We start from the raw sequence: 13,285 nt of genomic DNA on the forward strand, positions 1-13,285 counted from the left end.
TTGAATTGATTAATTAGTTTGGATTGCCCCAACTGCTTTTTGAACATCCAATTTACTTGATAGCAATGCATAGAGCGCACTCAGATAATTGAATTGCGTTATTTTGAGATCATTTTCAGCCGTCATTAAATCCAGGTATTTTGTGATTCCCTCATCGTATTGCAATTTGATTGTTTCATAAACCTCTTTGGACAATTCTACATTCTCTTTTGCCGTTTTCCAATCATTTAGATTAGCATTGTATGTGGCTTTTGATAAGGCATACTCCGTATTGATACTGTTTTCCAGATTCTTGATATCCCAGTCAATACGTTCCTCCTGCAACCTGGATTTATTGACTTGTTTTTTTCGTTTGAATCCGTCGAAAATAGAAAAAGAGAGATTCAAACCTGCGACAGAACCCGGAAAATTGTCGTTATAGAGTTTACTGAATTTATCATTCCGATAATTGAATGCGTAGTTATAAAAGGCACTTATGCTAGGTAAATAGGTCCATTTAAAATATTGCGTGTTCAATTGTTGAATCTTTTTCGATGTTTCCAATTGTTGGAATTCGATCCGATTGGAAACACTCACAGCAGCTGTGGTATCCAATAAAATTTCGGATTCCATGTTACTGTTACTGAATGATAAAGTAAGATTTTGGCCTTTATCCAATGCTAGCAGCTGTTTCAGGTATTCATATTTATATTTTCGTAATTCGACATTACGTTTTTCGTCTGCGTTGGAATTGGCCAAAGCGATCTGCGCTCTTTTAAAATCCGTTTTGTCAACCACTCCAACATCATATTGCGATTTTGCGTCTTTCAGCTGCTTTTGGAGCCTAGCAATATTTTCGCGGACAATTTTAATCATTTCCTCTGTTGTTAGGATGTCATAATAAGCTTTGCTGACTTCCACAACCGCATTTATTTTTTTGCTTTCGGTGTTTTGCTTGTTGCCTAAGCGAACTAATGAGGCAGCCTTTTTTGCCTGTATCAATTCGGGATTCAACAATTGCTGATCGGCTTGTAGCGTCAATGCACTGGCATTATTCTGCCCCATTTTGATATTATTTCCACCGATATTGACCACAGGGACAATCACATTGTAGTTGTAGCTTCCTTTCAAACCTAATTGTGGGTACCAGCCCGAGAGGGAGATATCGATATCCTTTTCACCGATGGCTTCATCCAATTGTGCCTGTTTTACAGAAATTTGATTGCGTAGTGCATAATCTATTAGCTGCTGAAGCGTCGCATTTGGCGGCAAGTTTTCAGATTGCTGTTGTGCAAATCCTGTATTACTCAACAGCGACAGGGTCGCTAAGGAATAAACGATTTTATTAAACTTCATATATCTCATTAATTATTTTATTTCTATTGACAGCGCCATCCCAAATTATTTCCATCAGCTCCTTCATATTCTGTTCGGAGAAGTGAAGATCTTTGAATTTGATGCTATGTACTGTGGACAAAGCCACTCCGATATAACTAGCCACCAGTAGGTGAACATTTACTTGTTTTAAAATTTTTTTGTCAATGCCTTCTTGCAAAAAGTCGAGTACTTTGTTTTGGCCACCGACAGGTTCCTGTATCTCAGCTTTATTCTTCTCGTAATAAGGTGAGGAAAAAAACTGTTCAAAAAAACTGAAGATCCGTCCGTTTTCTAAATAGAACTGGACAAAGTTGCGCCACACATGAAAAAAAGAAGCTTTATAATCAAAGTCTTCTTTTATCCCATCAAATATGTAATCGTTCAAGATTGATCGGCAATGTTTGAACAGAGCAAAGATCAAATCATCTTTAGAGGGGAAATAGTGGTAGATAGTTCCTATCGCTACATCGGATTCTTGTGCGATCTTACTCATTGGCGTCCCATGGAAACCGTTTGTGTGTATCAGTTTAAGTGTGGCAGCAAAGACAGCTGCAATTTTTTCATTTGTCTGCATCAATCGAACGTTCATTCGGTTGCAAAATTAGTGATTAATTTGAATCCAAAATGTCAAATTATTGTTATAAATCAATAAATACAAAAACAAATTGGACCAATAATACAATAAGGAAAAAAGATTTAAATTGTTTTGGCTTTGGGTGATTATTTTTTAGTCGGCTGGATTTAACGTGTCTTTCTGGCAATAGGGCAAAAAAAAGAGGAACTTTATGCAAGTTCCTCTTTTTTTATTGACAATTTTTTAATTGTTTTTCCACTTCATTTAAGGGAAATATTTCCTTACCCTTATTGATCTTTGTATTGATATAGGTCAGTACATAAGCAATATCAACGGCGGAAAGATTTGAAGCCGGCATGGTGTTATTGAATTTCTTGCCTGCGACCTCGAGTTCTCCTGTTGCGCCATGCTTAACGATACAGGCAAGCTTTTGGCGATTTTTTTCCAAAAACTTGGTATCTGTAAGCGGAGGGTAGAGGTTTCCCAATCCTTCTCCTTTTTCGCCATGGCAATTCTGACAATGTGTTATATACACTTTTTGACCATTTACGCTGTATTGTGCTGTCCTGATATCAATTTCGCTTTGACAGCCGATCAAAGCCGATAATAGGCATCCAATAATAAAACAGGTCGTTAAAAGGGTGCGCATATTAGTTTTTAGCTTCGTTCAATAGCTTTGGTAGGTCTTCCATTAATTTCTTTACTTGTTCATCATTTGTGCCATCATAAGCGCCACGGATGCGTTTGTCCTTGTCAATCAAGACTAGATAACCTTGGTGATCATAACCACCGGGAACATTTTTATCCTCAGCCGTGTAAACCATATATTGGTTGGCTATACCATATACATCTGCCTTTGTACCTGAAACAAATTGCCAATGGTCATTGCTGACGCCTAGTTTATTTGCGTAATCTTTCAATACGTAAGGTTGGTCATATTTAAAATCTATGCTGTGGGACAAAAAGCGAACAGCATCATTGTCCTTATATTGCGTATAGATTTTGAGCAAATTACGGTTCATTGTTGGGCAGATGCTTGGACAATGCGTAAAAAAGAAGTTTGCGATGTATACTTTTCCCTCAAAATCCTTCTCTGAGATCATCACACTATCCTGATTCAAAAATTTAAATGCTGGTATGGTATGATAAACCGTATCTATCACTTGTTTTCCATCAACTGTTTTTTCGACGGCTTCCCGTTCGCCATAAATTGGTAAGTTGGACTGGCTCGTGTTTTTGCAAGAAAATAAACCAAGCAATAGGCCCGTAGCACAACAAAGTTTAATTATAGATTTCATCCGTTTGTATTCTTTCATTATCAATTTGCCCTACTGGGCTTTTCTATCTTGCCCTAAGAAGGCAATGAGTAGTGCGGTTCGCCTAGAAGTTCTTTAATTTATCTTGGCTCTCCTTGGAGACAGTATCAAATATTTTCTTCATGTCTGATACTTTTTGCAATTCGACTTCAAAATATTTGATATCGGTACTGTCGGGCTTATATGCTTTCATCCAGTCCATCATATGGTCTGTTGCACTCTCCAGATTGGCTTTTAATATACCAAGTTCCTTTTTTGTCGTTGTGGTGTCTAAGTCCGCCTTAGCAGCTTTCAGTGTTTTTAGATTATTCAAGATAGAGTCTATTTTGACTGCATCGCGGTCAAAATGAGCGATCTGAGGCATGATTTCATCATGGATTTTGATTGTTGAATCTTGTAAAACCTTTACATTGTTTGTGCCAGTGGTTCCACATGCCGCTATTGCCAAGGATGCGATAGCCATGAAAGCGATTTTGTTCATGTTTCTATTTTTTTGGTAATTGGACAAAGATATCAATTTCTTATTGCTCGACCTTTCGATTTCTATCCGGGAATGTAAAATTCAAGTCACGAATGTAGGTTTCACAATGTACTACAGCACATAACTCATCATTTTTATCTTTTATTTCCAGACTCAGGTTTTTGACAATTTTGCCTTTCGTGCGAATGGTTTGGGTACATTCGTCCAGTAGTTCGTCCGAAAGTTGAACAGAATAGCCCACACTCGTTTTGCCGGGTTTTTTAAAATCAATCCGAGACGACTTGAGCCAGGCTACGGTCTTTCTAAAACCTGTTTTTTGAAGGTATTGATCGATTAGGATCGGAAATATAGGATCTGCAGCAGCGAAAATTGTTCCCCCAAACAAGGTTTTATTGGTGTTGATATTGAACGGAGTCTTGTAAATTTTCACTTCGGCTCCTTTAAAGCCGGGACTGATTTTTTTTACCCAGATTCCCTGAAATAAAAAGGGAGGGTAAAAACGCAATAGCCATGTTAATGCACGCGGACTGTATCTCATGATACAAAAATAGAACAATGTACCGGATTATTTTTCGAAATCTTGGTTTTCTTATTTCACTATGGTATTTTTACGGCATCAAAGAACCTAAAATGTCAACATTAAAAGATAAACAAGCTGAAAGCAAGAAGGTATGGCTATTGGTGACGATAGCGTCGTTGGGGTATTTTGTCGATATCTATGACCTCATTATTTTTTCTATTGTCCGCATTCAATCCTTTACAGATATCGGTGTACCGATAGAACAGATGCGGGTAAAAGGAGAGTTTGTTCTTAATATGCAAATGGGCGGCCTGTTGTTGGGTGGGATTATCTGGGGGATTATCGGTGATAAATACGGGCGTTTAAAGGTGCTGTTTGGCTCCATTCTACTGTATTCCTTAGCGAATATCGCAAATGGTTTTGTGGAGGATGTGTGGCAATATGGGATTATCCGGTTTATAGCAGGGATTGGGTTGGCCGGGGAGCTGGGAGCGGGGATCACCTTGGTTTCGGAAAGCATGCATAAGTCAAAGCGCGGTTATGGAACGATGCTGGTCGCCAGTGTCGGGGTGTTGGGCGCTATTTTAGCCTACTTTGTTTCAGAGGAATTTAATTGGCGTACCGCTTATTTTGTTGGTGGTGGAATGGGTTTATTGTTGTTGCTATTGCGTGTTGGTTCTTTTGAATCGGGTCTATTTAAGGAACAGGATAAAAAGGATGTTCCTAAAGGTGATTTTAGGATGCTTTTTACCGATAAAGGCCGATTAAAACGTTATATCAATTGCCTCTGTATAGGTTTGCCAATCTGGTTTGTGGTGGGGGTGCTGGTCACGCAGGCTCCGGAAATAGGAAAAGCACTAGGGGCATCCGAGACCCTGAGCGCGGGTAAAGGGGTGATGTTTGCTTATATCGGAATTTCCATTGGCGATGTGTTGGCAGGTGTGTTTGCACAGATTCTAAAATCCCGGAAAAAGGTGGTTTTTATCTGCCAGTTGATTATTATCGGGAGTTCGCTATGGTATCTTTTAAGTACTGGAATTACGGCTAATAAATTTTTGGTTTTGGCTTTTATCATGGGGTTAGGAGTAGGGTATTGGGCCACATTTGTGACTATTTCGGCAGAACAATTTGGGACCAACCTGCGGGCTACTGTGGCTACCACAGCACCTAATTTTGTCAGAGGCGCCTTGATACCATCAACAATGATCTATGGACTTTTGGTAGATTCTTTTGGTATCGTCCCCGCAGCAATTACGATGGTATTGGTGCTTTCTGGTATCGCTATGTATTCACTGACACAGCTTGAAGAAAGCTTTGATAAGGATCTGAACTATCTAGAGGAGTAAGCCCAAAAATATGGTAATAGCTTATTTTTTTCGGCCTGGACACTTTTTGCAACGTTTCCCTTCTTTGTATTTTTTACAGCATTTTTTGAAACAAACACAGGAAAAATCAGAAAAAGGATTCATTGCGGCACTTCTAAATTGAAATGGGCTTGCTTTGCCCTCGCCCTCACACTGTTCCACAAAGGATTCAATAACTTCGTTCATGAGACAAAGTTACAATTTGTTTAAAATAATTCTAAATAAAAATGTTGTTTTTACATTTTTTTGATTAGGTTCTCAATTACTTTCGGGAAATGCTGGTGCTCCAATTGTTGTCCTTTGAACTTAATGATATCCAATGTGTCACCGGCATCTACCTTAAACTTTGCTTGATAAATAATCTCGCCCTCATCAAAGTGCTCATTGGCAAAATGAATGGTAATGCCATGCTCTTCCTCTTTATTAGCTAAAACAGCTTTATGTACATGGTCGCCATACATACCCTTGCCACCATATTTAGGTAGGAGAGCAGGGTGGATATTGATGATCTGATTTGGATAGGCTTTTAAAAGATTGTTTGGAACAAGCCATAGGAAACCTGCCAAGACGATCAGATCGATATTCAAATTTTTAAGGATGTTAACGACATTGTCCGTGTTGTAAAATTCATTGCGATCAAATATATGAGCTGGAATTTCAAAATTGTCAGCGCGTTGAATAACATAAGCATCAGGGTTGTTGGACAGGATCAGCGCAACCTCAACTTCATCTGAGTATTTGAAATGTTCCATTATTTTTTGAGCATTGGACCCTGAACCTGAAGCAAAAATGGCAATTCGTTTTTTCACGATTAATGAGTGTTAATAGATTTGATCGATTTAAAAATTAGTTCAAACTTACGCATTTTTTGTAAAAAAACTAAAATATTGACGAATAGAACCGCATTTTTAGGTATTATTGGTTAAAATTAATTGAATATTCATTGTCAGTTTAAAATTCTTTAACATGAAGTTACTCTGCTCCCTATTTTTTGCATGTGCATTTTTTCTTTTTCAGCCCTTATTTGCGCAGGCTCCAAAAACAATTCCAGTATTTACGTTTGATGAGGTTTATCAGTCGGGTAAATTTAATTCAGACAAATTGCCCAAGACAGGTTATATCGTTTTGAATTTTTATGATCCAGGTTGTGGCCATTGTCAGAAAATGGGAGCGGGCATTGCACAGAATTTACAAAAGCTAAAAAACGTTAGTTTTTATTTTATCTCCATGAACGATAAACCTTATGTGGATGGATTTATTAATATGCATGCCAAAGCATTGAAAAGTGCTGCCAATGTGAAATTTTTGTTTGATTCGGGAACACAGTTTATAGAAAAATTCAGCCCAAGTAATTATCCTTCCCTTTATGTTTATGATGCAAAAACGCGGACCTTAGTGCAGCATCTTGACGGGGAGGACGATGTGAAGAAATTGCTGAAAGCAGTAGGGGTTTCGAATTAAATGATAGTTACCCTTTAACCTGTAAAATACCTGTTTATAACATAAGAGCCCCGCTTCATTAGCGGGGCTCTTATGACTATTTATAAACTATCAATCTTCCTGTTTATTGATAAAGACGAATTTTCCATCAAAGACATCCAGTCTGATAATCGAATCGCGACTGACTTTGCCCGATAAGATTTCTTTGGATAACTCATTCAGAATACGTTTCTGAATGACACGTTTCAATGGTCTGGCACCATAGATCGGATCGTATCCGAGTTGTGCCAACCAATCCATCGCTTCATCCGAGGCTGTGATAAAGATATTTTGTTCGGCCAATTGTTTTTGGACATGTACAAATTGAAGTCTCACAATATCACCGATCTCATCTCTACTCAATGGTGTAAACATAATCACCTCATCAATACGGTTCAGGAACTCTGGACGGATCGACTGTTTGAGTAGGTCAAACACTTCAGTACGTGTTTTTGCAATGATCTCCTCTTTATTGTCATCATCCAAATGACTGAAATTCTCTTGGATGATATGTGATCCTGTATTAGAGGTCATTATAATGATTGTGTTCTTAAAGTTGACTGTACGGCCTTTGTTGTCTGTTAGGTGACCATCATCCAATACCTGCAACAAGATGTTAAATACATCCGGATGTGCTTTTTCAATTTCATCCAATAATACGACCGAATAAGGATGTCTGCGTACGGCTTCTGTAAGCTGACCGCCTTCATCATAACCAACATATCCCGGAGGCGCGCCAATCAAACGGGATACGGCATGTCTTTCCTGATATTCGGACATGTCGATACGCACCATAGATTGTTCATCATCGAATAGAAATTCAGCCAGGGCTTTTGCGAGTTCGGTTTTTCCGACCCCGGTTGTACCCAGGAAGATGAATGAACCTATTGGGCGTTTCGCATCATTCAGTCCTGCTCTTGAACGGCGGATTGCATCAGAGATCGCTTCAATGGCTTCATCTTGACCTGCTACCCGTTTGTGAAGTTCCTCTTCCAGGTTCAACAGCTTTTCACGTTCAGACTGAATCATTTTGCTGACAGGTATTCCGGTCCATTTGGCAACGACATCAGCAATATCTTCTGAAGTTACCTCTTCCTTGAGCATGCGTTTGCTTTCCTGTTTTTCAGCCAGTTCGGCTTTTAGCTTTTCTACTTTTTCCTGTGCTTCTTTGATCCGTCCGTAACGTAATTCAGCTACTTTACCATAATCACCTGAGCGTTCGGCCTGTTCGGCTTCAAGTTTATAGTTTTCAATGTTTTCAATTTCTTGGTTCACATTGTCCACCAGACTTTTTTCCTCCTGCCATGAAGCTCTCAAGGTATCGCGTTCAGCAGATAAGTTGGCAATACTTTCAGAAAGTTCCTGCACCTTTTTGTCGTCATTCTCACGTTTCAGCGCTTCGCGTTCGATTTCCAATTGCATGATACGGCGTTCCAGTTCGTCTACGGCTTCTGGTACGGAGTCCATTTCCAAACGTAATTTGGATGCAGCCTCGTCAATTAAATCTATGGCTTTGTCCGGTAAAAAACGATCCGCGATATAACGTTGTGATAACTCCACCGCAGCAATGATAGATTCATCAAGAATACGTACTTTATGGTGTGTTTCATAGCGTTCTTTCAGTCCACGTAGGATAGAGATGGCGTCTTGTGTGTCAGGTTCTTCTACCATGACTTTTTGAAATCTACGCTCCAGGGCCTTGTCTTTTTCAAAGTATTTTTGATATTCGTTGAGCGTGGTCGCTCCAATGGCACGTAGCTCACCTCTGGCTAAGGCAGGTTTCAGGATGTTTGCGGCATCCATAGCGCCTTCACCACCACCAGCACCAACCAGGGTGTGGATCTCATCAATGAAAAGGACGATCTCACCATTGGAATCGGTTACTTCTTTGACAACAGCTTTCAAGCGTTCCTCAAATTCACCTTTATATTTAGCTCCGGCAACCAAGGCGCCCATATCCAAAGAAAATACAATTTTGGATTTTAGATTCTCTGGTGCGTCGCCTTTGATAATCCGATAGGCGATTCCTTCCGCAATAGCGGTCTTACCAACCCCGGGTTCACCAACGAGTATGGGGTTGTTTTTGGTACGTCGTGAAAGAATCTGCATGACACGTCTGATCTCCTCGTCACGGCCGATGACTGGGTCTAGTTTGCCGGATTCGGCATATTCATTTAAGTTACGGGCATATTTTCCAAGTGCGTTGTAAGTTGCTTCCGCATTTTGATCAGTCACGCGACTATTGCCCCGCAATTCTTTAATGGCAGTCTTGAGATCTTTTTCCGTAACCCCTTGTGATTTCAGCAGGGATGAGGTTTTGTCTGAAGTGGCCAATATACCCAATAGTACATGCTCGACAGAGACAAATTCATCGTTAAATTCTTTGAGATATCCTTGTGCTTTTTGTAAAGCATTGTTTGCATCACTGCTGAGATAGATGTTACTTCCGCTTACTTTGGGGAAGCTCTCGATTTGCTTATCAAGCTCGGCGCCAAGGTAGGGGATGTTGACGTTCAATTTCTTTAATAGGTGACTGACAACATTTTCATCTACAGTAAGTAATGCTTTTAATATATGTGCTGTCTCAATGGCCTGTTGCTGATTTCCAGCGGCTATCTCCGACGCTTTTTGTATAGCCTCCTGGGCTTTGATTGTGTAATTGTTAAAGTTCATTCTGTATCGCTTAATTAAAGTTTTGTTGATATGTATGGGTATAACAATTGAAATGCCATTCGAGTTTTATGTGGTAATTCGGAAAAAATGACATTAATATTTATTGATTCATGACAAATTTTCAGTATTAAAAAATAATGCTGTTGATTTTTAAATATTTGGCTTCAAAGCGGGTAAAAATTATGGCGGGGGACTTGCATTTTTGATTTAGGCTTTCGATATTTGCAGCATCTTAAAACGGAGGTCGTTTTAAGATTGAGAAGAAGTAAAAAGCCTCTTTAGCTCAGCTGGTAGAGCAACTGACTTGTAATCAGTAGGTCATTGGTTCGATTCTGATAAGAGGCTCTTCGAGTGTTACTCATCAAACTTCTTTAAAAAGCCTCTTTAGCTCAGCTGGTAGAGCAACTGACTTGTAATCAGTAGGTCATTGGTTCGATTCCGATAAGAGGCTCTTTGAGCGATACTCATTAAAATTCATTTAAAAAGCCTCTTTAGCTCAGCTGGTAGAGCAACTGACTTGTAATCAGTAGGTCATTGGTTCGATTCCGATAAGAGGCTCAAAAAAATCCCCAGGAAATTCTTGGGGATTTTTTTGTTTTTAGTCTAAGCTTAGCTTGGCGGCTATCGCTATTTTCTTTGGTATGTCGGTGTTGTCCATTTTCTGATTGAACTGCTCTGCTCCTGCGCCAATGGCATAAACAGGAGCATAAGCTGCCGAATGGTTATTGGAAGCCCAGGCGATTGACCCCATACGGTTTAATATGGCAATGCTTAAAGCAGCGATTTTGTCATCACTGGCGTACAAACTTTTTGCTGTTTCATTCTGATGGTCAACGAAGCTTCGTTGATAGGCTTCTTGTAGTGATTTGTCGTCATCCGCATTGACGTTTACCTGGTTATAAAGGCCCGTATGCTTGGAAAGTAGATTTTTTAGGTCATCCCAAGTTGCATTTGCATTGTTTTTGCGCAGGTGACCAATTTCATTTGAAAGCTCGGCATGCGATAATTTTTGATTAGCCAGTAATTTTGTCTTTAAAGTAGAACTACCATTGCCAATGCCCAATCCGCCAGTCTCATGGTCAGCAGTGACCACAATAAGTGTTTCCTTGGGGTGTTTCTTGTAGAATTCATATACAAGTTCCGCCGCTGAATTAAAGTCTAATACTTCCTGGATGGTGGTGGCTGCATCATTTGCATGGCAGGCCCAGTCTATTTTTCCACCTTCAACCATCAAAAAGAATCCATTTTTATTGTTTTGTTCTAAAGATTGGATTGCCGCAGCGGTAATATCCGCTAGCTTGAGGTCAGATGGTTTTTGATCTATGGCATATTTTAGCGCATCTGTTGCAGTGCCATCTGTATTCATGAGGATGATTTTGTCAGATTTGCGGGGATGTTGCATATAGGCCTCTTTTCCCTTTAGAACTTTATATCCTGCTTTTTCAAATAGGGGGAAAAGAGAAGGAGCGGGTTGTTTATCAAAGGTTGTTTCGGGTTTTAGGAAATTGGATCCACCAAAGAAGTCAAAATTGGAGCTGATAATTTCTTTGCCAATTTCGTAATACATATCCCGGTCGGGCTGATGGGCGTAAAACGAAGCAGGTGTAGCATGGTCTATACTCACACTCGTGATGATACCGACTTTCTTTCCTTTTTCCTTAGCTGCATAAGCGATACTTTTGTGTGGTACTGTTCCGGTACTGTCCATTCCGATAACACCATTTTTCGTTTTTTTACCGACGGCAAGAGCTGTACCACCAGCGCCAGAATCGGTAACACCATTGGATTGGGAGTGCGTGGAAGCAAATCCAACATGGGGAAACTGGGTAAAGACCAAAGGTACCGTACTGTTTTTTTGCTGGAGTTCGGCACGGTGTATTTCGGTTAGATTGACTTGATTGAGTCCCATTCCGTCACCGATGAGGTAAAAGATATATTTTGCTTCTTGGCTAAAAGCCGGAAATACATAAATAAAAGCAAAGAGAAAAAGGAATAAAAAGCGTTTTTTCATTAGTGTGATAAGTAAAATAAATGACGGTAAATTAATAAGCCTGGATTAGCTTATTGTTAATTCATTGTTATGAATACTTTTTACATTACCCTTGGTTCGCAGTGTCTGATAGCTGTTTGATATCTTCAACTGAGATGATATTGATGCGTTCTTTGCGGGCATGAATGGACTTTATCATTGCCTGGGCAACTGTGGCAACAGGTAGCACTTCATAGCTCTTAAAAAGGCCGATACGGTTAAAAGCGCGTAATGCGTTTATGCCAATCTTTTCGCCTAGGCGATCGGTGTTGGGACGGATCAAGCCGCCGGGTTGTACAATAATAAGTTTACCAAAATCTAGTGCTTTCACATGTTGCTCCAGACTCCCTTTCATCCGATTGTAGAAAATCTTCGATTCCGCATCTGCGTTGACCGCCGAAAGTAATACAAAACAGGGGATTTCATTTTTCTTGGCCAGCGCCGCGAATTGCAGGTTGAGGTCATGATCCACTTTCCATTGAGCTTCTTTACTACCGGCATCTTTGACAGTGGTACCCAGGCACGAAAAAGCAATGTCGCCATGAATCTCTTGTTCAAACTCTTGCAGTTTGCTGAAGTCTACAAGGATCTGTCGTAATTTGGGTTGTTCATCAAAGCTCTTGCGACGTAAGAGGACGATGACTTCGGTGAAATCAGTAGACTTTAATAGTTCATGAACAAGTACTCTTCCAGTTGCGCCGGAACCACCAATTAAAACTGCTCTCATGTTGTTGATTTTTTTATTTTACTTCACAAATGAACTATGGGCTATCCCTGTCAATCGGGATAGCAATACTGCTACTGATAAGTAGCAATTTTTTACAGCAGAATCCCTAATCTTTGTAATTTGGTTTTCCGGGTGTAAAACGTACGATGGATTGATCCAGTCTCAGGGCGTCGGCTACAGTAATCAGATCTTCTTCCACAATAAAATTTTGATCGATAGAGGTTTTTATTGTCGTAAAATCTTCCTGATCGGCGTCTTGAAAATACAATAGCGATTGGATGGTTGATACAGCTACGAGTTCGAGTAGTTCGTCTTCACCTTCATAGCCAACATAGAAAAAATCTGCCATAATTATACAATTTGGTTTTATACGAATATACTTTATTTAATCCTAAAATTGCCTAATTCGAACTGAAAACTTGTCGCTGATATGTTGTTTTTTAATAAAGTATAGAATTTAAATTTTCTTATCCGGAGACTTATTTCCCTCACAAAAATGCCTTATATTTGAAGTAATCGTTTTAAATAAATATTAACAATAAGATCATATAAAGATGGATAAAGAGCAGATACAAAATTGGTTGGATAATGGGTATGATATACTGCACCATGGCAGGCCGGTTAAAGTTGAAGGCAATCTGTGGGATTATATAGATGGGTTGGGAAGCTATGAAAATGTGTTTGTATTACGGGAACTGATTTATTGGACAGAGGAGGAGCTGGCAAATATCGGGAAACAATAACAAGGTCTTGAATCCAAGATTGC

The 13,285-nt window shown here is 39.6% G+C and carries 14 protein-coding genes and 3 tRNA genes; 6 read left to right on the top strand and 11 right to left on the bottom strand.

The features are described from left to right. Nucleotides 1-9 precede the first annotated feature (9 nt). From M2408_RS02110 to M2408_RS02135, 6 genes are all read right to left on the bottom strand, one after another. Nucleotides 10-1,335: a TolC family protein gene (locus M2408_RS02110; protein WP_259178837.1), complete on the bottom strand. Its 1,326-nt coding sequence runs from the start codon at nucleotides 1,333-1,335 to the stop codon at nucleotides 10-12. Next, nucleotides 1,325-1,930, bottom strand: a complete 606-nt coding sequence (locus M2408_RS02115; RefSeq protein ID WP_259178840.1) for a TetR/AcrR family transcriptional regulator — start codon at nucleotides 1,928-1,930, stop codon at nucleotides 1,325-1,327. The genes M2408_RS02110 and M2408_RS02115 overlap by 11 nt, the downstream gene beginning before the upstream one ends. A gap of 229 nt (nucleotides 1,931-2,159) precedes the next feature. Then, the gene (locus tag M2408_RS02120; RefSeq protein ID WP_259178841.1) at nucleotides 2,160-2,579 is read right to left on the bottom strand and encodes a cytochrome c; all 420 of its coding nucleotides are present in this window, start codon (nucleotides 2,577-2,579) and stop codon (nucleotides 2,160-2,162) included. 1 nt (nucleotide 2,580) lies between these two features. Then, on the bottom strand, nucleotides 2,581-3,228 hold the full coding sequence (locus tag M2408_RS02125; RefSeq protein WP_259178842.1) for an SCO family protein: 648 nt from the start codon (nucleotides 3,226-3,228) through the stop codon (nucleotides 2,581-2,583). An 82-nt stretch (nucleotides 3,229-3,310) separates the two neighbouring features. After that, complete coding sequence (locus tag M2408_RS02130; protein WP_259178843.1) at nucleotides 3,311-3,727, bottom strand: transposase; 417 nt, start codon at nucleotides 3,725-3,727, stop codon at nucleotides 3,311-3,313. 40 nt (nucleotides 3,728-3,767) lie between these two features. Then, nucleotides 3,768-4,265, bottom strand: a complete 498-nt coding sequence (locus M2408_RS02135) for a DUF4442 domain-containing protein (RefSeq protein WP_120257943.1) — start codon at nucleotides 4,263-4,265, stop codon at nucleotides 3,768-3,770. Between the two features lie 92 nt (nucleotides 4,266-4,357). On the opposite strand from M2408_RS02135, the gene M2408_RS02140 reads away from it, so the two are divergent. After that, entirely contained in the window at nucleotides 4,358-5,593 is a 1,236-nt protein-coding gene (locus tag M2408_RS02140) for an MFS transporter (RefSeq protein ID WP_259178846.1), read from the top strand. Between the two features lie 254 nt (nucleotides 5,594-5,847). On the opposite strand, the gene purN is transcribed toward M2408_RS02140, so the two are convergent. Continuing rightward, nucleotides 5,848-6,420, bottom strand: a complete 573-nt coding sequence (gene purN / locus M2408_RS02145; RefSeq protein ID WP_120257940.1) for a phosphoribosylglycinamide formyltransferase — start codon at nucleotides 6,418-6,420, stop codon at nucleotides 5,848-5,850. A 157-nt stretch (nucleotides 6,421-6,577) separates the two neighbouring features. Here purN and M2408_RS02150 point away from each other — a divergent pair, with 157 nt between their 5' ends. Next, nucleotides 6,578-7,072 carry a thioredoxin family protein gene (locus tag M2408_RS02150; protein ID WP_259178848.1) on the top strand — a complete coding sequence of 165 codons (495 nt, stop codon included), beginning with the start codon at nucleotides 6,578-6,580 and terminating at the stop codon, nucleotides 7,070-7,072. 90 nt (nucleotides 7,073-7,162) lie between these two features. On the opposite strand, the gene clpB is transcribed toward M2408_RS02150, so the two are convergent. Beyond that, nucleotides 7,163-9,763, bottom strand: a complete 2,601-nt coding sequence (gene clpB / locus M2408_RS02155; protein ID WP_259178850.1) for an ATP-dependent chaperone ClpB — start codon at nucleotides 9,761-9,763, stop codon at nucleotides 7,163-7,165. 272 nt (nucleotides 9,764-10,035) lie between these two features. On the opposite strand from clpB, the gene M2408_RS02160 reads away from it, so the two are divergent. From M2408_RS02160 to M2408_RS02170, 3 genes are all read left to right on the top strand, one after another. Next, nucleotides 10,036-10,108, top strand: a tRNA-Thr gene (locus tag M2408_RS02160). 33 nt (nucleotides 10,109-10,141) lie between these two features. After that, nucleotides 10,142-10,214: transfer RNA gene (locus tag M2408_RS02165), tRNA-Thr, on the top strand. Between the two features lie 34 nt (nucleotides 10,215-10,248). Next, nucleotides 10,249-10,321 (top strand) — tRNA-Thr (locus tag M2408_RS02170). Nucleotides 10,322-10,361: 40 nt separating this feature from the next. On the opposite strand, the gene M2408_RS02175 is transcribed toward M2408_RS02170, so the two are convergent. The 3 genes from M2408_RS02175 to M2408_RS02185 all read right to left on the bottom strand — a co-directional run bounded on the left by M2408_RS02175 (nucleotide 10,362) and on the right by M2408_RS02185 (nucleotide 12,868). Continuing rightward, nucleotides 10,362-11,774: an alkaline phosphatase gene (locus M2408_RS02175; protein WP_259178851.1), complete on the bottom strand. Its 1,413-nt coding sequence runs from the start codon at nucleotides 11,772-11,774 to the stop codon at nucleotides 10,362-10,364. An 85-nt stretch (nucleotides 11,775-11,859) separates the two neighbouring features. Then, nucleotides 11,860-12,519 carry an NAD(P)H-binding protein gene (locus M2408_RS02180; protein WP_259178853.1) on the bottom strand — a complete coding sequence of 220 codons (660 nt, stop codon included), beginning with the start codon at nucleotides 12,517-12,519 and terminating at the stop codon, nucleotides 11,860-11,862. Nucleotides 12,520-12,625: 106 nt separating this feature from the next. Beyond that, entirely contained in the window at nucleotides 12,626-12,868 is a 243-nt protein-coding gene (locus M2408_RS02185) for a hypothetical protein (protein WP_120257935.1), read from the bottom strand. A 205-nt stretch (nucleotides 12,869-13,073) separates the two neighbouring features. Here M2408_RS02185 and M2408_RS02190 point away from each other — a divergent pair, with 205 nt between their 5' ends. Further along, nucleotides 13,074-13,262, top strand: a complete 189-nt coding sequence (locus M2408_RS02190) for a hypothetical protein (RefSeq protein WP_120257934.1) — start codon at nucleotides 13,074-13,076, stop codon at nucleotides 13,260-13,262. The last annotated feature ends 23 nt before the right edge of the window (nucleotides 13,263-13,285 follow it).

Source organism: Sphingobacterium sp. BIGb0165 (assembly GCF_024810095.1).
Classification (GTDB): domain Bacteria; phylum Bacteroidota; class Bacteroidia; order Sphingobacteriales; family Sphingobacteriaceae; genus Sphingobacterium; species Sphingobacterium detergens.